The organism is Pelomonas sp. Root1217, assembly GCF_001425705.1.
Classification (GTDB): domain Bacteria; phylum Pseudomonadota; class Gammaproteobacteria; order Burkholderiales; family Burkholderiaceae_C; genus Pelomonas.
The window spans coordinates 770,570-789,530 of the sequence record NZ_LMDC01000001.1 but is presented as its reverse complement, the minus strand read 5'-3'; the positions used below and the strand labels follow the sequence as shown (position 1 = coordinate 789,530).

18 protein-coding genes and 1 tRNA gene are annotated in these 18,961 nt (G+C 66.3%); 4 read left to right on the top strand and 15 right to left on the bottom strand.

The window, feature by feature from the left end; translation table 11 throughout:
* Positions 1-6: 6 nt before the first annotated feature.
* Both ASC95_RS32405 and ASC95_RS03600 read right to left on the bottom strand, forming a co-directional pair.
* Complete coding sequence (locus ASC95_RS32405) at positions 7-282, bottom strand: DUF2249 domain-containing protein (RefSeq protein WP_057296389.1); 276 nt, start codon at positions 280-282, stop codon at positions 7-9.
* Between the two features lie 227 nt (positions 283-509).
* The gene (locus ASC95_RS03600; protein WP_057297028.1) at positions 510-2,687 is read right to left on the bottom strand and encodes a LamG-like jellyroll fold domain-containing protein; all 2,178 of its coding nucleotides are present in this window, start codon (positions 2,685-2,687) and stop codon (positions 510-512) included.
* Positions 2,688-2,936: 249 nt separating this feature from the next.
* Here ASC95_RS03600 and ASC95_RS03595 point away from each other — a divergent pair, with 249 nt between their 5' ends.
* On the top strand, positions 2,937-3,941 hold the full coding sequence (locus ASC95_RS03595) for a diguanylate cyclase (protein ID WP_082567456.1): 1,005 nt from the start codon (positions 2,937-2,939) through the stop codon (positions 3,939-3,941).
* 114 nt (positions 3,942-4,055) lie between these two features.
* Here ASC95_RS03595 and guaA read toward each other — a convergent pair whose 3' ends face one another.
* The 3 genes from guaA to guaB are packed head-to-tail and all read right to left on the bottom strand — an operon-like array spanning position 4,056 to position 8,410.
* Positions 4,056-5,642, bottom strand: coding sequence for a glutamine-hydrolyzing GMP synthase (gene guaA / locus ASC95_RS03590; protein ID WP_057296387.1), 1,587 nt, complete (start codon positions 5,640-5,642; stop codon positions 4,056-4,058).
* Between the two features lie 7 nt (positions 5,643-5,649).
* Positions 5,650-6,882: a TCR/Tet family MFS transporter gene (locus ASC95_RS03585; RefSeq protein WP_057296386.1), complete on the bottom strand. Its 1,233-nt coding sequence runs from the start codon at positions 6,880-6,882 to the stop codon at positions 5,650-5,652.
* A gap of 58 nt (positions 6,883-6,940) precedes the next feature.
* The gene (gene guaB, locus ASC95_RS03580; protein WP_057296385.1) at positions 6,941-8,410 is read right to left on the bottom strand and encodes an IMP dehydrogenase; all 1,470 of its coding nucleotides are present in this window, start codon (positions 8,408-8,410) and stop codon (positions 6,941-6,943) included.
* A gap of 86 nt (positions 8,411-8,496) precedes the next feature.
* On the opposite strand from guaB, the gene ASC95_RS03575 reads away from it, so the two are divergent.
* A complete protein-coding gene (locus tag ASC95_RS03575) occupies positions 8,497-9,009 on the top strand; it encodes a DUF4124 domain-containing protein (protein WP_057296384.1) in 513 nt (170 codons plus the stop codon).
* 31 nt (positions 9,010-9,040) lie between these two features.
* On the opposite strand, the gene ASC95_RS03570 is transcribed toward ASC95_RS03575, so the two are convergent.
* Positions 9,041-9,358, bottom strand: a complete 318-nt coding sequence (locus ASC95_RS03570; protein WP_057296383.1) for an RnfH family protein — start codon at positions 9,356-9,358, stop codon at positions 9,041-9,043.
* Positions 9,345-9,803: a type II toxin-antitoxin system RatA family toxin gene (locus tag ASC95_RS03565; RefSeq protein WP_057296382.1), complete on the bottom strand. Its 459-nt coding sequence runs from the start codon at positions 9,801-9,803 to the stop codon at positions 9,345-9,347. The genes ASC95_RS03570 and ASC95_RS03565 overlap by 14 nt, the downstream gene beginning before the upstream one ends.
* Positions 9,804-9,850: 47 nt before the next feature.
* Here ASC95_RS03565 and smpB point away from each other — a divergent pair, with 47 nt between their 5' ends.
* A complete protein-coding gene (gene smpB / locus ASC95_RS03560) occupies positions 9,851-10,312 on the top strand; it encodes an SsrA-binding protein SmpB (RefSeq protein WP_057296381.1) in 462 nt (153 codons plus the stop codon).
* A gap of 63 nt (positions 10,313-10,375) precedes the next feature.
* Here smpB and ASC95_RS03555 read toward each other — a convergent pair whose 3' ends face one another.
* From ASC95_RS03555 to ASC95_RS03525, 7 genes are all read right to left on the bottom strand, one after another.
* The gene (locus tag ASC95_RS03555) at positions 10,376-11,563 is read right to left on the bottom strand and encodes a PLP-dependent transferase (RefSeq protein ID WP_057296380.1); all 1,188 of its coding nucleotides are present in this window, start codon (positions 11,561-11,563) and stop codon (positions 10,376-10,378) included.
* Positions 11,563-12,951 (bottom strand): 30S ribosomal protein S12 methylthiotransferase RimO, encoded by a 1,389-nt coding sequence (gene rimO / locus ASC95_RS03550; RefSeq protein ID WP_057296379.1) that lies wholly within the window; start codon positions 12,949-12,951, stop codon positions 11,563-11,565. Before rimO ends, ASC95_RS03555 begins: the two co-directional genes overlap by 1 nt.
* A gap of 90 nt (positions 12,952-13,041) precedes the next feature.
* Positions 13,042-13,263 carry a hypothetical protein gene (locus ASC95_RS03545; RefSeq protein WP_057296378.1) on the bottom strand — a complete coding sequence of 74 codons (222 nt, stop codon included), beginning with the start codon at positions 13,261-13,263 and terminating at the stop codon, positions 13,042-13,044.
* 112 nt (positions 13,264-13,375) lie between these two features.
* A complete protein-coding gene (gene phaR / locus ASC95_RS03540) occupies positions 13,376-13,906 on the bottom strand; it encodes a polyhydroxyalkanoate synthesis repressor PhaR (RefSeq protein WP_082532689.1) in 531 nt (176 codons plus the stop codon).
* A 200-nt stretch (positions 13,907-14,106) separates the two neighbouring features.
* Positions 14,107-14,183, bottom strand: a tRNA-Val gene (locus ASC95_RS03535).
* A 45-nt stretch (positions 14,184-14,228) separates the two neighbouring features.
* Positions 14,229-16,487, bottom strand: coding sequence for a bifunctional (p)ppGpp synthetase/guanosine-3',5'-bis(diphosphate) 3'-pyrophosphohydrolase (locus tag ASC95_RS03530; RefSeq protein WP_057296377.1), 2,259 nt, complete (start codon positions 16,485-16,487; stop codon positions 14,229-14,231).
* On the bottom strand, positions 16,484-17,365 hold the full coding sequence (locus ASC95_RS03525; protein WP_057296376.1) for an alpha/beta fold hydrolase: 882 nt from the start codon (positions 17,363-17,365) through the stop codon (positions 16,484-16,486). Before ASC95_RS03525 ends, ASC95_RS03530 begins: the two co-directional genes overlap by 4 nt.
* A 47-nt stretch (positions 17,366-17,412) precedes the next feature.
* On the opposite strand from ASC95_RS03525, the gene ASC95_RS03520 reads away from it, so the two are divergent.
* The gene (locus ASC95_RS03520; protein ID WP_057296375.1) at positions 17,413-18,183 is read left to right on the top strand and encodes a 3-hydroxybutyrate dehydrogenase; all 771 of its coding nucleotides are present in this window, start codon (positions 17,413-17,415) and stop codon (positions 18,181-18,183) included.
* Here ASC95_RS03520 and ASC95_RS03515 read toward each other — a convergent pair whose 3' ends face one another.
* A complete protein-coding gene (locus tag ASC95_RS03515; protein ID WP_057296374.1) occupies positions 18,184-18,876 on the bottom strand; it encodes an SIMPL domain-containing protein in 693 nt (230 codons plus the stop codon).
* Between the last annotated feature and the right edge of the window lie 85 nt (positions 18,877-18,961).

The following is an 18,961-nucleotide window of genomic DNA, read 5'->3' as shown; positions in this document are numbered from 1 at the left end:
TGATCGTCAGGCGCCGCCACAAGCGCCGCAGCACGTGCCACGCGCAGAGCCAAGCCTCGTGACCCTCGCTCGCCATAAGTCCGGGCCGCGCTCGACGCTCTGCCAGCTGAACAGGCCCGGTCTGTGAACGTTGAGCAGGGCCTCCAGCGAACCGGGCTCCCCGTCCATCAACAGCTCCAGCGTTTCGTTGGCGGCCAGGACGTCAAGCTTGGCGACGATTGCTGGGGCGCGGTCACTCATCGCGAATCCACGAGAGTCGAATTGAAGGGAAGGGACTGACATGAGCGCCTCTAAAGATGCATTTTCTATGCATCAAATTCTAGAAACGCCGCCGTGACGCGGTTTGACATAGATCAAATGCCAGCGTCTAGAGCCGGCTGTCGGCAGTGACCTGTCGCTAGCCAGCCGCCCGGCAGCTGCCCTGCCGGGCCGGGTACCGGCGCCGGTGATCACTGCGGGAATGAGGCGCACGGCACGCGCACAGCGCGCCGGTGCGCCCTCGCCGACCGCTACTTCGCCAGCGCCGCGACCTCGGCGGCGCTCAAGGCCCCCGCCTCGATGCGGAAGCCCTGGATGCGGCCGTTGAATGACGCATGGCCCCAGTCGCGCCCGAGGAAGGCCACCTGGTCGCCGACCTGGCGCGGCGACAGCAGCATGGCGTCGGACTGCGCCACCTCTGCGCCGTCGACATAGAGCCGGCCCGTGGTGCCCTTGAGCGTGACGGCCAGATGGACCCAGCGGCGAATGGGCATGAACCACGGCGCGACCAGGTTCTGCTCGTCGTTGAACCCCGCGCCGGTGATGGCGAACTGCAGCCCCACGCGGCCCTTGGGCACGAGGCGCATGTAGGAAAACCCGTCGTGCCCGGCGAAGAACAGGCAGCTGTCCGTGCGCAGCGAATTGGCATTGGCCCACAGGGACAAGGTGAAGTCGCCCAGGCCGCTGAACAGCCCCTCGGGCAGCTGCAGGCCGGCCGACTTGCCGTCGAAGACGATGGCCTTGTCGTTCAGCCGCCCGTCGCCCCAGGTCGCGCCGTCCAGCAGCTCGCCCGCGACGGCCTTCCACTGGCCGGCGGGAGTCTGCAGCGCGCCGATGGTGCCGGTGCCGTTGCTGCCATTCAGCGGCATCGAGAAACGCCGCTCGCCGGGCACGGCGGCCCGCACCGCGGCGGAAGCGGCGCTGGCGCTGGCGCTGCCCAGGGCCGTGACCTGGTAGAACCAGACGCCCTTGGGCGGCGTGTCAGTGTGGGTGAGGATTTGGTCGGCGGCGATGGTCGTCAGGTGGGTGAAGGGCCCGTTGGCCCGGGCGGCGCGCTTGACCACGTAGGACGTCGCACCGACGCTGCCCCACCACGACAGCACGACGCGGCCGTCGTGCACCGGGGCCGTGAGGCCGGAGGGCGCCTTCATCGGCCCGGCATAGGCGCGCCGTCGCTGCGTCAGCGTCGGGTAGACCATGTCGTCGCCATTGCCCGACCCGTAATTCGGCTCGCACAGGGGCAGCATGCGCGCCACGTTGGGCGCTGCCAGCCCCATGCGGTTCACGTAGTGGTTGTAGATGGGTTCCCAGGCGTTGCGGTAGTTCTGGAACGACTGGTTGACTTCCGTCCACCGCGACGTGTGGGGCTGCGAGGGATTGTGCTCGTGCGCGTACGGCATGGGGTAGACGTTGCCGTTCTCGTCTTTGAGGTTGGAGCGCGCCACGTACTCGGCCGCCGCGAGGAAGCGGTTGTTGTACATGCCGTAGAGGTCGTCACCCTGGTTCCAGGCCATCTCCAGCAGGTCGCCGCCGAGCGACATGCCCAGCGTCGAATGCCCCTGGTCGCGCCCGCTCTCCTCCCACTGCCCGAAATGACCCGGGTGCATGAAGTACACGCTGTGCACGATGGAGCCATTGCCGAACGTGGCCAGCTCGCCCCGGTTGTTGCCCGCGTAGTAGTCGCAGGCCTGCCTGTACAGCTCGGGCCGGTCGCAGAACACGCCGATGGCCATGGCGCCACACAACGAGGCCATGTCCCAGTTGGCATGCGAGCCAAGGGAGACCTTTTTGAGAAACCCGGAGCAGATGCTGCCGAACACTTCCAGCAGCATTTGCTGGAAGCGCGCCAGGCTCGCCGGCGCCCAACCCGGGTAGCTGCGCATCACCTCGCCGATCTGGGCAAACTGGTGGCCTTGCATGCCGGCCATCAGGATGTAGGTGTGGTCGTCAGGGGCGGTCGAGCCTTCGGCCTTGGTCGCGACCAATTTCAGCGTTTGCGCCCAGGCATCCAGGGTCTCCACCGCCTTGTCGGCATAGCGGGGGTCGTCCGACAGCTTCCAGCGCAGCGCCAGGCACCATGCGCGCTGGATGTCCCGGTACAGCGAGGCCTTGCTTCTGTCCTGGCGGTAGACCGCTGGCAGCGCGCTCGGCCAGGCGTCCAGTGAAGTGAGGCGGTCGGCGCACAGCTTGTTCCACCAGCCCGTCCAGGGTTGCTCACCGGCCGCGATATGACCACGAATGCGCTTGAAGTCGTCCTCGGTGACCAGCAGGCCGGCATGGCGGAAGACGCCGCTGACGGAGGCGGGCGCCGGGCGGGCCTGGGCGTGCGCCGGTGCGCTGCGCAGCAGCGGCAGGGCGGGCAGCAGGCCCAGGCCTGCAAGCAGGGAGCGCCTGGCGAGGGCGGGATGCGGGTCGTGCGTAGCGGTCATCAGGTCCTTCAAACTGCGTTGAATGCCGCGGGCCCATGCACCACGGTCAGCGCGCGTTTGTAGGGGCTGCGCCCCGAGAAATCGTGGCAGGAACCCCGCTACGGGATTCTTTTACGGAACGTTTCAGATGATGAGCTTCACCGCCCTGCGTCGCTTCTCGCTCTTGCTGCGGAATCCGACGGCAGTCATCAGTAACGCATTGAAAAATTCTTATCCCAAGCTACATCGTGGGCTCTGGCTCTTGCTAACGTGCAAAGAAACCGCCTTCGGGAGTTAGCGCTGCCTACCCGCGACATCGCCTTCGTTCTCCATGTCGATGACCATCCTGACAGCTTGTCCACGACCAAGCTGATCTTGGATCGTCCTGGCGTTGAGGTTGTCTCTGCGCTGTCCGCTGCGGTGGCGCTGGAGCTCCTGCGTCAATATGAGTTCGCCTTGGCGCTGGTCGATGTGCACATGCCTGGCGTTGATGGTTTCGAGCTCGCCGCGGCAATGCGCGGCGATGAACGCACAAATGAGGTGCCCATCATTTTTCTGACCGGGGCCAACATCGACACCGAGCGAACGTTCCAAGGCTATGAAACAGGTGCGGTTGACTTCCTGATAAAGCCGGTTCCACCGCTTGTGATGCAGAGCAAGGTGGCAGCCTTCGTAGCGCTGTACCTGCAGCGCAAGTCGCTGCGCGACGAGAAGGATGACCTCGAACGGTTGCTACGGGCCAACCAGCGCATGGCGGCCGAACTGGCGCACGCACATGAACTTGCAGTCCAGGCAGCATTTACTGATGAACTGACAGGCGTCCCGAACCGGCGCCACATCTTGAAGCTCGCCGCCAGCGCTCTCGCGGACCCACGCCGGCATTCACAACCCGTCTGCATGGCGTTGCTGGATCTGGATCACTTCAAGAAGGTCAACGACACGCACGGCCATGCTGGCGGAGACGCAGTGCTGCGTCATTTCTGCGAGCACATTCGCACCCACTTGCGCTCCGGCCAATCTCTCGGGCGCGTCGGCGGTGAAGAGTTCTTGCTTCTGCTGCCGGGCACGGAGTTGGCTGACGCCTGCACGGCGCTTGAACGCGTGCGCAGCACCATGGGGCCGACCGCAGGCATCTCCTTCACCTTCTCCGCGGGTGTCGCGCAAGCTCGCCCGAATGAGACGTTGGATGACGTGCTCGAGCGCGCCGATGATGCGCTCTATCTTTCGAAGGAACGCGGTCGGGACTGCACTTCCAGCGAGCTGATGAGCCTTTGAAATAGGTTGGCCTGAGCAGCTCACCTTGCCGGATGACTACCAAGTCGCGCGCGCGCCAGCTGTCAGTTCGGCCCAAGAGCGCGCAGCGGAATCACGCCTCAGCACGACCTTGAATCATTCCCACTCGATCGTCGCGGGCGGCTTGGAGCTGACGTCGTAGGTCACGCGGTTGATGCCGCGCACCTCGTTGATGATGCGGCCGCTGGTGCGCTTGAGCAGCGCATAGGGCAGCTCGGCCCAGTCGGCGGTCATGAAGTCGCTGGTCTGCACGGCGCGCAGGGCCACGACGTAGTCATAGGTGCGGCCGTCGCCCATGACGCCCACGCTCTTGACCGGCAGGAAGACGGCGAAGGCCTGGCTGGTCAGCGCGTACCAGCTCTTGCCCGTGGCCGGGTCGATGGTGTTGCGCAGCTCCTCGATGAAGATGGCATCGGCGCGGCGCAGCAGGTCGGCGAAATCCTTCCTGACCTCGCCCAGGATGCGCACGCCCAGGCCCGGGCCCGGGAAGGGGTGGCGGTAGACCATGTCCGGCGGCAGGCCCAGCGCCACGCCCAGCGCCCGCACCTCGTCCTTGAACAGCTCGCGCAGCGGCTCCAGCAGCTTCAGGCCCAGCGTCTCGGGCAGGCCGCCGACGTTGTGGTGGCTCTTGATCGTCGTGGCCTTCTTGGTCTTGGTGCCGCCGCTCTCGACGACGTCAGGATAGATGGTGCCCTGCGCCAGCCACTTGGCGTTCTTTAGCTTCTTGGCCTCGGCCTGGAAGACCTCGACGAACTCGGCGCCGATGATCTTGCGCTTCTTCTCGGGGTCGGTCACGCCGGCCAGCTTGCCGAGGAAGGCTTCGCTGGCGTCCACGTGCACGACCTTGGCGTGCAGGCGGCCGGCGAACATGTCCATGACCATCTGGCCTTCGTTCAGGCGCAGCAGGCCATGGTCGACGAAGACGCAGGTGAGCTGGTCGCCAATGGCACGGTGGATCAGCGCGGCGGCCACCGACGAGTCGACACCGCCGGACAGACCGAGGATGACTTCCTCATCGCCGACCTGCTCGCGGATCTTCGCCACCGCCTCGTCGATGTAGCTGCCCATCTGCCAGTCGCCTTTGCAGCCGGCGATGTCGCGCACGAAGCGGCGCAGCAGCGCATCGCCCTGCACGGTGTGCGTGACCTCGGGGTGGAACTGAACGGCGTAGTAGCGCTTCTCCTCATTGGCCATGCCGGCGATCGGGCAGCTGGGCGTGGACGCCATCAGCTTGAAGCCCGGCGGCATCACGGTGACCTTGTCGCCGTGGCTCATCCAGACCTTGAGCATGCCGTGCTTCTCCGGCGTCTCGAAGTCCTGGATGCCTTCCAGCAGCTTGGTGTGGCCATGGGCGCGCACCTCGGCATAGCCGAACTCGCGGTGATCGGCGGCTTCGACTTCGCCGCCGAGTTGGACCGTCATCGTGAACATGCCGTAGCAGATGCCCAGCACCGGCACGCCCGCGTCCCACACCGCCTGCGGCGCGCGCAGCTCGTGGTCTTCGTAGGTGGAGGCGTGGCTGCCGCTGAGGATGATGGCCTTGGGCGCGAACGACTTGATGAAGTCGTCGGACACGTCGTTCGGGTGAATCTCGCAATACACGGCCGCTTCGCGCACGCGGCGAGCGATGAGCTGGGTGACCTGGGAGCCGAAGTCGAGGATGAGGACTTTGTCGTGTTGCATGGTGAACTCAGGCAGTTTGCAAAGCGGTGCGCTGGCCGTGGAAGAAGCGGTAGGCGACGATCAGGCCGATCAGTTGCAGGGCGGCGCAGGTGTAGAACGGCAGGCCCATCAGCGGGTCGGTGGCCGGGCGGTGCGACACCCAGCCCAGCAGGGTCAGGCCGACGATGGGCGCGATGACGGCCATCAGGCTGTTCAGCGACGACACGGCGCCCATGGCCTGGCCCTGCCGGGTCGGCCCCGCCGCATTGGAAATGATGCTCTGCACCGCCGCGGTCGCAACGCCGCCGAGCAGGTTGAAGGCGATGACGGCATACATCATCCAGCCCTCGGTCGCGAGGCCGAAGCCGAGGTAGGCCAGCGATGCAGAGCCCATGCCGATGAGTGCCAACCGCCGGGGGCTGAAGCGCGCCAGCAGCGGTTTGAGCAGCACGCCCTGGCTCAACACCGACACGATGCCCACCGCGAACAGCGACCAGCTCACCTCGAGCGGCCCCCAGCCGAACTTGAACTTGGTGTAGAGCACCCAGGTCATGTGCAACATGAACTGCGCCAGCGACGCCAGTGCGATCACGACGACCAGCGAGCCGACGCCCTTGAGCGCCGCTAGGCCGCGCAGGGATGACACTGGGTTGGCCTTCTTCCAGTTGAAGCCCGTGCGCCTGTCAACGGGCAGGGACTCGGGCAGCACGAAGAAGCCGTAGCACCAGTTCAGCACAGCCATGCAGCCGGCGGCGAGGAAGGGCCAGTGCACGTCGTAATGGCCCAGCCAGCCACCGATGACGGGGCCGAGGATGAAACCGACGCCGAACATCGCGCCAAGTTGGCCGAAACGGCGCGCCCGGTCTTCGGCCGGCGTGATGTCGGCCACATAGGCATTGGCGATGGCGATATTGGCCTGCATGGCGCCCGAGAACAGGCGCACGGCAACGAGCATCCACAGCGCGGTGGCCACGGCGGTCACGAAAAAGCTCAGCGCCAAGCCCGCGAAGCCGATCAGCAGCACCGGCCGGCGGCCAAAACGATCGGACAGCGAGCCCAGGACGGGCGAGCCGATGAAGTTGGCCACGCCGAAGGCCATGGTCACCATCAGGAAGGCCGAGGTCTGCTCGTCGTTGCTGTGGGTGAAGGTGCCGACGATATGCGGCAGGACCGGCACCATCAGCCCGATGGAGATCATGTCGATCAGCACGGCGGCCATGATGAAGCCCATGGCCGGGGTGCGTTGCGTGGAGGAACTCATCGTCTTCCTGAAAAGCGAAACGGGGCGATTGGCATCGCCCCGTTTCACTGTCATCAGCTCATTCGCTGCGGTAGTTCGGCGCTTCCTTCGTGATCTGCACGTCGTGGACATGGCTTTCGCGCATGCCCGCCGTCGTGATCTCGACGAATTCGGCCTTGTCCTGCATGTCGGCAATCGAGCCGCAGCCGCAGTAATGCATCGACGCCTTCAGGCCACCGGCCATCTGGAAGATGACCTGCACGACCGAGCCCTTGTAGGGCACCTGGCCCTCGATGCCTTCCGGCACGAGCTTGGATGTGTTGGGGTTGTTGGCCGACGTGTCCTGGAAGTAGCGATCCGCACTGCCCTTGGCCATCGCGCCCATCGAGCCCATGCCGCGGTAGCTCTTGAAGGTGCGGCCCTGGTAGAGGATGACCTCGCCCGGTGCCTCCTCGGTGCCAGCGAAGGCACCGCCCATCATCACGCAGTCGGCGCCCGCCGCGATGGCCTTGGCCAGGTCGCCGGAGTAGCGCACGCCGCCATCGGCGATGACCGGCACGCCGGTGCCCTTGAGCGCCGTGACGACGTTGTCGATGGCGGTGATCTGCGGCACGCCGACACCGGCGACGATGCGGGTCGTGCAGATGGAGCCGGGGCCGATGCCGACCTTGACGCCGTCGGCGCCGGCTTCCACCAGCGCCAGCGCTGCGGCGCCGGTGGCGATGTTGCCGCCGATGACGTCGACGTTTGGATAGTTGCTCTTGACCCAGCGCACCCGCTCCAGCACACCGGCGCTGTGGCCGTGGGCCGTGTCGACGATCAGGGCATCGACGCCGGCACGCACCAGCAGTTCGACGCGTTGCTCGGTGTCGTCGCCGAAGCCGACCGCCGCGCCGACACGCAGCTTGCCCTGGGCATCGCGCGCGGCGTTGGGGAAGCTGGTCTGCTTGGTGATGTCCTTGGTGGTCATCAGGCCGCGCAGCTCGAAGGCGTCGTTGACGACAACGACGCGCTCCAGCTTGTGCTTGTGCATCAGCGCCTTGGCCTCGTCGGTGGACGCGCCGTCCTTGACGGTGACGAGCTTCTCGGCCGGCGTCATGATCTCGCTGACGCGGGCGTCCATGCGGGTCTCGAAGCGCAGGTCGCGGCCGGTGACGATGCCGATGACGCGCTTGCCCTCGACGACCGGGAAACCCGAGAAGCCGTGCTGGCGGGTCAGCTCCATCGCCTCGCGGACCGTGGCGTTCGGGCCGATGGTGAGAGGCTCGCGGACGACGCCGCTCTCGTAGCGCTTGACCCGGGCGACTTCGCGCGCCTGCGCTTCGGCGCTGAGGTTCTTGTGCACGATGCCGATGCCACCTTCCTGCGCGATCGCGATCGCCAGGCGAGCTTCGGTCACGGTGTCCATGGCGGCGGACACCAGCGGCAGGTTCAGAGGAATGTTGCGCGACAGGCGGGTCGCAAGGCTGGTGTCACGGGGCAACACCTGGGAGAACGCTGGCACCAACAGAACATCGTCGAAGGTGAGCGCTTTGCCGAGAAGGCGCATGAGGAAAGCTCCAGACGCAAAGCGGCATTATACGGAGGTCACGCAGGGGTCGTTGCCTCGGCGGCAACAGGCCCTAAACTGGCCGCATGCCTCGCAAAGCCTTTCGCCAAGCTCTTCTCGTCCTGCTCTGCTTCGCTGCGGCCGGCGCCGCCCAGGCCCAATGGAAGTGGCGCGACGCCAAGGGCAATGTGCAGTACAGCGACCTGCCGCCCCCGGCCGGCACGCCCGAAAAGGACATCCTGCTGCGCCCCGCAACAGCCCGGCCGACCATCATCGTCGCGCCGCCCAGCGCGCAGGCCAGTGCTGCTTCCGCGCCCAGGCCGGCCGCCAGCGCGCCGACCAAGGCCGAGCAGGAGGCCGCTGCACGCCAGAAGAAGGACCAGGAAGGCGATGCTGCCAAGCAAAAGGAAGAGGAACGCCGCGTCGCCGCGCAGCGCCGCGAAAACTGCACCCGTGCCCAGGCCAATCTGCGCGACTTGCAGGGCGGTCAGCGCCTGACCCGCACCAACGAGAAGGGCGAACGCGTCTTCATGGACGAAGCCCAGATCGCCGCCGAGGTCAGCCGCGCGCGCGACGTCATCACCAGCGAGTGCAAGTGACCCACTGGCCCCGGCACGGGCCGCCATTGCCTCAGCCTGCGTGTTTGGGCCGATGTCGCGACACGATGCGTTCGCCACGCTTGGCGTAGCGCAGACGCCGGGCTTCCTTGGGGTCGACGGTCAGCGGGCGGTAGACCTCGATGCGATCACGCTCGCGGAGCGGCGTTGTCAGCGGCCGCGCGCGGCCCCAGATGCCGATGTGCAATTGATCGAGAGGCAGGCTCTGGGCGGCCATGAAATCGACGCAAGCGCGCAAGGCGGTGTCGACGGTGGCGCCCTCCTCCACCTCCAGCCAGCGGTGCTGAACGTCACCCGCCCGCGGGCTCCACACCAGCTCAACGCGGACCATACTGGCTCTCGGCACGCTGCACGAAGCTGTCGACGAAGGTGTTGGCGATGCGATCGAACACCGGGCTGACGACAGCCTCCAGCGCGCCGCTGCTGAAGGCATAGCTGAGCTCGAAGGCGATCTTGCAGGCCGTGGCTTCGCCATCCCCGCCGGGCTTGTTCAAGGGCTGGAACTGCCACAGTCCGTCCAGATGCGAGAAGGGGCCGTCGACCAGCTCCATGCGCACGCTGCGGCCGTCCTCGTTGTGGTTGCGCGTGGTGAAGGCGTGGCGCACGCCGGCGTACGCCAGGTGCAGGCGGGCCGTGACGGTGTCGCCTTCACGCGCCAGCACCTCGACCTTGTTGCACCAGGGCAGAAACTCGGGATAGCGCTCCACCTGGGTCACGAGGTCGTACATCTCGCGGGGCGTGTACCAGAGCAGAACGGACTTTTTGACCTGCTTCATAGAATCCACAAATTGTATTGAGGGGCTTCGCCCCCATTTGCGACCTCATGTCCATCGCCGAGAACCGCCGCGCCCGCTACGACTACCACATCGAAGAACAGTTCGAGGCAGGCGTCGTGCTGTCCGGCTGGGAGATCAAAGCCATTCGCGCAGGCCAGGTCCAGCTGACCGATGGCTACGTGATGATCAAGAACGGCGAGCTGTTCCTGATCGGCTGCCGCATCAATGCACTGCGCAGCGCGTCAACCCATGTGACGCCCGAAGCCGACCGCACCAAGAAGCTGTTGATGCACAAGGCCGAGATCAAGCGGCTGATCGGCAAGATCGAGCAGCGCGGCTTCACCCTCGTGCCGCTGAACCTGCACTACAAGGGTGGCCGCGTGAAGGCCGACATCGCGCTGGCCAAGGGCAAGGCCCAGCATGACAAGCGCGAGACGGAGAAGAAGCGGGACTGGGAGCGCGAAAAGGGCCAATTGATGCGTCACGCATCAACAGGCCGCAAGGACTGACGAGGCGCCCCAGCGGCTCGATGGCTCTTTCGCCAAAAGGGGCAATTGATGAGGCACAAGGTGTCAGCGAAGGGCTGACAAGGCCTGCTCGATGTCGGCCTTCAGGTCGGCAGCGTCTTCCAAGCCAATCGCAAAGCGAACCAACGTACCGCCGCTAAAGGGCAGCGGCAAGTTGCGGCTGCGGCTCATGTCGTAGGGCACGGCCAGGCTCATCGGGCCGGCCCAGGAGTAGCCGATGCCGAAAAGCTGCAGCGCGTCGACAAAGGCATCTACCTGCGCAGCGCTGTACGCGGGCTTGAAGACAGCCGAGAACAGGCAGGCTGCGCCTTTGCCGCCGACGGCGAGCCAATGCTGGTGCCCCGGCGAGGCCGGCAGTGCCGGGTGGAAGACCTGCGCCACTTCGGGCCGCCCAGCCATCCAGCTCGCCAGTTCACGGGTCGCCTGGTCCTGGGCCGCGTAGCGCAGCGGCATGGTCGGCAAACTGCGCAGCACCAGCTCGACGTCGTTCTGTCCCAGGCCATAGCCCAGGTGCTCGTGAGCATGGTTGAGCCGGTCATGCAGCTTGCGGTCGCGCGTGCAGACCGAGCCCATCAGCACGTCCGCACCGCCACTGGCGTATTTGGTCAGCGCCTGCATGACGATGTCGGCACCCAGGCCCGGGTGGGTCTGGGGTGCAGGCTCGAAGCCATTGAAGGCCAGGCCCGCACCCCAGGTGTTGTCCAGCGCCGTCGTGATGCCGCGCGCGCGGCAGGCGGACAAGGTGCCGAGCAGGTCGGGGAACTCCAGCGTGATCGAGCCCGCCGCCTCGAGCCAGACCAGCTTGGTGTTGTCACGCAGCGCCGGCACCGTCAGCGGGTCGTAGAAGCGGTGCGTGACGCCCCATTGCGGCAGCCACGACTCGGTCAGGTAGCGGTTCTGGCCATAGACGTTGTCCGGCACCAGCACCTCATCGCCGGGCCGCAGCACGGCCAGCGACGGCAGCGTCACGGCCGCCAGGCCGCTGGGCACCAGCAGGCAGTGCTCGGCATGCTCCAGCGTCGCGATGCGCGCGGCCAGCGTGTAGCTTGTCGGCGTGCCATGCAGGCCGTAGCGGTAGCACAGGCCGTCGCGCAGGCGAGGCTTGTGCAAGTCAGCCGTGTTCTTGAACAGCACGGTGGACGCCTTGGCCACCGGCACGGGCACCGCATCCCAGCCGTCGGGAGCGCGGTAGGGGTGGTGAATGAGCTGAGTGCTGGGTGCCTTCTTGCTCATCAGACCAGGCTCGCCACCAAGTCATGGCCATCGGCCGCCACGACGCGGGCGCGCACGAAGTCGCCCACCTTCATCGTCTTGCTGGCCTTCTCAGGCGGCAGGATCTTGACGGTGCCGTCGATCTCGGGCGCATCGGCATAGGAACGGCCCACGCCACCCTTGCGGCCCAGGGCCGGCGCGGAGTCGACGAGCACCTGCAGCGTCTGGCCAACACGGCTTTGCAGCTTGGCGGCCGAGACCTGTTCGGCCACGGCCATGAAGCGCGCACGGCGCTCCTCACGCACCTCTTTGGGCAGCGCACCGGGGATGTCGTTGGCGCTGGCGCCGTCGACGGGGGAATAGGCGAAACAACCCGCGCGGTCGATCTTCGCCTCCTGCATGAAGTCCAGCAGATGCTGGAACTCGGCCTCGGTCTCTCCGGGGAAGCCAGCAATGAAGGTCGAGCGGATGACCAGCTCCGGGCAGCTCTCGCGCCAGCGCAGGATGCGCTCCATGTTCTTCTCGCCGTTGGCCGGGCGCTTCATGCGCTTGAGCACATCGGGGTGGGAATGCTGGAACGGCACGTCCAGATAGGGCAGCACCAGACCTTCGGCCATCATCGGCAGCACGGCATCGACGTGCGGATAGGGGTAGACGTAATGCAGGCGCACCCAGGCGCCATAGGGCTTGGCGATCTCGCCGAGCTGGGCGACCAGGTCCAGCATGCGCGTCTTGACCGGTTTGCCGTCCCAGAAGCCCATGCGGTACTTCACGTCCACGCCGTAGGCCGAGGTGTCCTGGCTGATGACGAGCAGCTCCTTGACGCCGCTCTCGAACAGCGCGCGGGCCTCGTTCAGCACATCGCCGATCGGGCGGGACACCAGGTCGCCGCGCATGCTCGGGATGATGCAGAAGGAACAGCGGTGGTTGCAGCCCTCGCTGATCTTCAAGTAGGCGTAGTGCTTGGGCGTCAGCTTGACGCCGTAGCTGGGCACCAGGTCGACGAAGGGGTCATGCGGCTTGGGCACATGGGTGTGCACCGCGTCCATGACTTCCTGCGTCGCATGTGGGCCGGTGACGGCCAGCACGCTGGGGTGGATCTCGCGCACCAGGCTGCCGGCATCGCTGCTGCCAGCGCCGGCCTTGGCGCCCAGGCAGCCGGTCACGATGACCTTGCCGTTCTTGGCCAGGGCCTCGCCGATGGTGTCCAGGCTTTCCTTGACGGCGTCATCGATGAAGCCGCAGGTGTTGACGATCACAAGATCGGCGCCGGCAAAGGTCTTGGAGGTTTCGTAGCCCTCGGCGCGCAGTTGGGTGAGGATGAGCTCGGAGTCGGTCAGGGCTTTCGGGCAGCCCAGGCTGACAAAGCCAATCTTCGGGACAGCGGCGGGGGTGATCTGTTCATTCATCGCCGTATTTTCGGCGATGTGACGCAGGCCCGGCTTTTCGGTTGTCGCGCCTGTGCACGAAACAACCGAACTTCACTGCAACGACATCAGCTATTCGATCACCTCGACCGTGACGGAAGCCTCAAACGACGGATTTGTCGACTGGACTTCTCGAACGGCATAGCTGCCGACCCGGTCCCCCTTGGGATCGACCACCTCGAAGTAGGAGATCCGGGTGTCCACGCCATCGCGCTGGACCGACTCGGTTCCAGTCCGCCTCAGCTGATGACCCGGCGGGACGTGGATGCGCCGCTGGGGCTGTTTCTCGATCATGCTCGCTCCTCGATATCGGAACGAACACAGTTGCGGACGGCAACGGCGAGGTCAAGGTGCGCTTACTCGTCCTCACCCCGGTTACGCGGGCGGGAGGGACCGAAGCTGGAGCCTATTTCTTGGGCGTGAACGGGAACATCACTCCCGCCTGCTTGAGCTGCTCCTGCCACTGGTTCATCAGCGTCTTGGACTGCTCGGCATAGCCGCCCATCAGGCCCGTCCAGGCCTCGGGGGTGAAGGGCATGCCGCCGGGCGTCTGCTCCGTGAAGCGCGACTGCAGGTCGGTGAAGGCCTGCATCTGCCGCTCCAGCAGGCCGCCCATGACGCCCTGCATGGCGTGGCCGTAGAAGCGGATGATCTGGGCCAGCGAGCTGGTGGAGAACATCGGCACGCCGCCGGTCTCCTCCTCCAGGATGATCTGCAGCAGGATGGAACGCGTCAGGTCTTCCTGGGTCTTGGCGTCATGCACCTCAAACTCGACACCTTCCAGCACCATCCGCTTGACGTCGGCCAACGTGATGTAGCTGCTGGTCTGGGTGTCATAGAGGCGCCGGTTGGGGTATTTCTTGAGGATGCGCAGCCCTGGCTTGGTGTCGCCGGACTGGGCTTGCTCGGATGCCGCTTTCTTGCGGGCAGTCGCCATGCGGAAATCTCCTGTGCAGTGCAGCAAATTCTAGGCAGACGATCCTGCTGAACCGGAACGGGTTTACCTGGGGCTCACAAGCCAAGACAACAGCAAAAAGCCCGGCAACTCTGTGAGTTACCGGGCTTCTTAACCTACCGTCAGACTGATCCAGCGGATCGGTCTTCATCAGACTGATCCACCGGATCGGTCTTCATATTTGGTAGGCGCGATTGGATTCGAACCAACGACCCCCACCATGTCAAGGTGGTGCTCTAACCAACTGAGCTACGCGCCTGAAGAGCTGCGCACTATAGCAGGTTTTTGAGGCCCTCGTCCATGCTCACTTGCGGCGTGCCGAGCGCACGCCAGAGATGGCGCAAAGGTCGCGCAGCACCTTGGCCAACCTGGATGCATCAGACAGTTCCAGCGTGAAGCTCATCCAGGCCGTGTCGCCGCCGCCCGCGCGGGGTTTGACGGCGCCGGGCTTCATCGACAGCGTGTTCACCGCAACCACATTCATCTTCTCCTTGGCGAATACCTCCAGCACGTCGCGCAGCAGGCCCTGGCGGTCGCCGGCCTCGACGAGCACGTCCACCGGATAGACGGGCGCACCCTTGCCAACCGTTTCACCACCGCCCCACGCCACCGCGATGACGCGCTCGGGCGAGCGACGCTTCATCTCGGCCAGGTTGCTGCAGTCGCTGCGGTGGATGGCCACGCCCTTGCCGCGCGTGACGAAGCCGGAGATGGCGTCGGGCGGCGCGGGCCGGCAGCAGCGCGACAGCGTCGTCAGCAGCGAGTCGATGCCGACCACCAGCACGCCGCCACGGTTGCTGCTGGCGCTGCGCGTGTGCCGCTGTGCGAGCAGCTCGTTCTCATCCACCACCGGCTCGGGCGGGCGCAGCAGCAGCTCGATGTTGCGCAGCGAGTACTCGTCCTTGCCGACGACCTCGAACAGCGCGTCCGCACCTTTGAAGCCCAGGCGCGCCGCCAACTCGTCGAGCTTGAGCGCCGTCTTGCCTTCGCGCTGCAGCAGCTTCTCGACCAGGTCGCGGCCCTTGGCAATCGTCTGCGCCTGCTGCAACGCGTTGAACCAGGCACGCACCTTGGCGCGCGAGCGTGGGCTCTGCAGATAGCCGAGCTCGGGGTTGAGCCAGTCCAGCGACGGGCCGCCTTCCTTGGTCGCGATGATCTCGACCGTCTGGCCGCTTTGCAGCGGCGTGTTCAACGGCAGCATCTGGCCGTCGATGCGTGCGCCGCGGCAGCGGTGGCCGAGGTCGGTGTGCACCGCATAGGCGAAATCCACCGGCGTCGCACCCGCCGCCAGCTCAACGATGGTGGCCTGCGGTGTGAAGACATAGATGCGGTCGTCAAACACCGGGCCGCCCTCGGCGCCCTGCACGGTGTCGCGCTCCCAGGCGAGCAGCTGGTTGAGCACGGCCTTGCGGGCTCGGGCCACCTGCTCCTCGAACTCACCAGCCGCGCTGACACCCGCATAGCCCCGGGCACCGGCCTCCTTGTAGGCCCAGTGGGCGGCAATGCCATGCTCGGCATGCTCATGCATCTCGCGCGTGCGGATCTGCACTTCCATCGCCCGGCCATCGGGCCCGAGCACGACGGTGTGCAGGGACTGGTAGCCGTTGGGCTTGGGCTTGGCGATGTAGTCATCGAATTCGCCTGGCACTGGCGTATAGACCTCGTGCAGCCGGGCCAGCGCGGCATAGCAGTCGGCCACGCTGGCGACGATGACGCGCAGCGCGCGCAAGTCGAAGACGCGGTCCAGCGACAGGTCCTTGCCCTGCATTTTCTTGTGGATGCTGTAGAGGTGCTTGGGCCGGCCCTGCACCTCGGCCGCGATGCCCTGGCCGTAGAGGTCGGCCTGCAGCGTCGCTCGCGCGGCCTCGACGCGCTGCTCGCGTTCGACGCGGGTCTCATGCAGCGCGCTGGCCAGGGCCTTGTAAGCCTGTGGCTGCAGGAAGCGGAATGCCAGGTCCTCCAGCTCCCACTTGATCTGCCAGATGCCCAGGCGATTGGCCAGCGGCGCGAACACCGCCTGCGATTCGGCCGCCAATTCCTGCGGGCAAGGCTGCTTGCTGGCCGCGTACCAACGCAGCGTCTGCAGCCGTGAAGCCAGGCGCAACAGCACGACGCGCAGGTCGCGCGAGAAGGCCAGCAGCATCTTGCGCACGCGCTCGGTCTGCTCGGCGCGCAGGTCGTGCTTCCTGTCGGCCGGCAATCTGGCGTCGCGCGTGGTGCGCTGCAGCTGCACGAGGCGGCGCGTGTGCGTGACCAGGCTGGCATAGCTGTCGCCGAAAGCCTTGGCAACCACCTCCTCGGGCTTGCTGAGGAAGTCAGCGGCATAGACGAGATAGGCCGCGGCCTGCAGCTCCTGTGCGCTGCCCACGGCGCGCAGGATGGCCGCTACGCCGTCGGCGTGAGACAGCGCGTTCTCGCCGGTGTCCAGCAACTCGCCGGCCAGTAGCGGCTCGGCAACGGCGCGGGCACGAACGACCTCGGCATTGGAATGTTCGGCGCCCGCATCCAGCAGCGCGACGATGGGCGCCGTCGTGGCGCCCTCGGGCATCAAGCCGGTCTTCATGAACTGAGGAAATCCCTCACGACGGCGATCTGGTTGGCGTGAATCAAGGTGGGCGCATGGCCGATGCCGGGCAACTCGACCAGGCGGGCGCTCGGGCCGCGTTGCGTCATGGCGCGCGCCGTCTCGGCACTGAGCAGGTCGGACTCGGCGCCGCGGATCAAGAGCGTCGGGCAGCGCAGCTGGTCATAGGCGGCCCAGAGCGCGGCCTCGCCCGCAGCCACAAGCTCGGGCGTCACGGCCGCGAAGGGCAGCGCGATGGCCGGGTCGTAGTGCGATCTCCACTCGCCGCCCTCCTGGCGGAACAGCGGCTCGGACAAGGCCAGCCATTCCTCGTCGGTGTGCGGGCCAAAGCCCTCCGAGATGCTGCGCAGATAGGCGGCGCCCTCTTCCAGCGATTTGAAACGCATCGCCTTGCCGAGATAGCTGCCGATGCGTTGCAGGGCCTCGATGCGGATGGCCGGGCCGACGTCGTTGAGCACCAGGCGGCGGATCGGGCTCGCCACCCCGTCGGGCCGCGGCAGCGAAGCCAGGCCCAGGCCGATCAAGCCGCCCATGGAGGTGCCGACCCAGTCGACCTGCTCCACGTCCAGCCGCGCCAACAGCGCCACCATGTCGGAGACATAACCCGGAATTTGATAGCCAGCGGGCTGGCGCAGCCAGTCGGAGCGGCCGCGGCCGACGACATCGGGGCTGATGACGCGGTAACGGTCGCCCATGGCGCGAGCCAGGGCATCGAAGTCACGCCCCTGCCTTGACAGGCCATGCACGCAGACCAGCACCGGCGCGTCGGCGCTCGGGCCGGCCCACTCCCAGTAAGCCATCCGGTGCAGGCCGGTGCTGTCCAGGCAATTGACGAAGCGCAGTTGAGGCTGGGTCATGATGCAATCCTTTCGAGTCATCCTAGCAACCCAAGAGGATTCCCATCATGTTGAAAGGCAAGACCGCCCTCGTCACGGGCTCCACCAGCGGCATCGGCCTGGGCGTGGCCCTCGCACTGGCGCGCGAAGGCGCCAACCTGATCCTGAACGGCTTCGGCGACGTCGAAGGCCCCAAGGCCGAGGTGGCCGCGCTGGGCGTCAAGGTGGGCTATCACGGCGCCGACATGAGCAAGCCGGCAGACATCGCCGCCATGGTGGCCTACGCCGACGCCGAGTTCGGCGGCATCGACATCCTCGTCAACAACGCCGGCATCCAGCATGTAGCGCCGGTGCAGGACTTCCCCGTAGAGAAGTGGGACGCCATCATCGCGATCAACCTCTCCTCCGCCTTCCACACCACCCGCCTGGCCCTGCCCGGCATGCTGAAGAAGAACTGGGGCCGCATCATCAATGTGGCCTCGGCCCACGGCCTGGTGGCATCGGCACAGAAGTCGGCCTATGTGGCCGCCAAGCACGGCCTGGTCGGTTTCACCAAGAGCATCGCGCTGGAGACGGCGACATCGCCGGTCACCGTCAACGCCATCTGCCCCGGCTGGGTGCTGACGCCGCTGGTGCAGAAGCAGGTCGACGCGCTGGCCGCAAAGGACGGCGTGAGCAACGACGAAGCCAAGCGCCGCCTGCTGGCCGAGAAGCAGCCCTCGCTGCAGTTCACGACGCCAGACGAGCTCGGCGCCCTGACCGTGTTCCTGTGTTCGGACGCCGCCATCAACGTGCGTGGCCAGGCCTGGGCGATGGACGGCGGCTGGACGGCCGTTTGATCATTTCGTCAGCTGCACTGAACCGCTGACATTCACCGTCACGGTCGCCTTGCCGGCTTCGGTCGGCAGGGCCATGTCGGCGGCCTCGGCCTTCATGCGCATCACGCCCATCATCGGGCGCGGCCCGGCTTCGTCGCTGTTGATGCTGACTTCACCGACGACATAGCTTCCATAGCCGAACTGCCTGGCGTAGTCCGCCGCCCTGGCGCGGTAGCGCGCAATCGCCTGGGCGGTGATATCGGCCTCGGCCTTCTCGCGCGCCTCGCGCGACAGGCTGTAGCCGACGCGGGCGATGCTCAGTGTGTTGATGCGCGCCGTCAGCTGAGCGATGGCCGATGCATCCCGCCCCTCGACCAGCAGCTCGGCGCTGCCTTGCCAGCCGCTGAGCTTGCCGGTCTTGGGGTCGTGGCGCGGGTAGAGCGAAAAGCCGCCCGTCTGCACATCGACCTGACCCGGCTTGGCCACCTTGCGCGCTTCGGCCAAGGCAGCGTCCAGGGCCTGTTTCAACGCCGTCTGCACGCCCGCGGCGTCGGCACCTTCGCGTGTCGTCGAGAAGGCAATGCCCAGCACATCACGCGTCACCTCGGCGCTGGCGCTGGCCGACAGGCTCAGCCGCTCGCGCGGCGGCCCCTCCGTGGCTGCATGGGCAGACAGGGTCAATGCAAGGCTGGTGAGGACGAGGACAGCGCGCATGGGGAAATCTCTTTGCAAGGAGGGAAAGCCCAGCTTAGCCGGGGTAGTTGGCAACGAGCTGTAACCTGTGCGTGATGTCCTACAA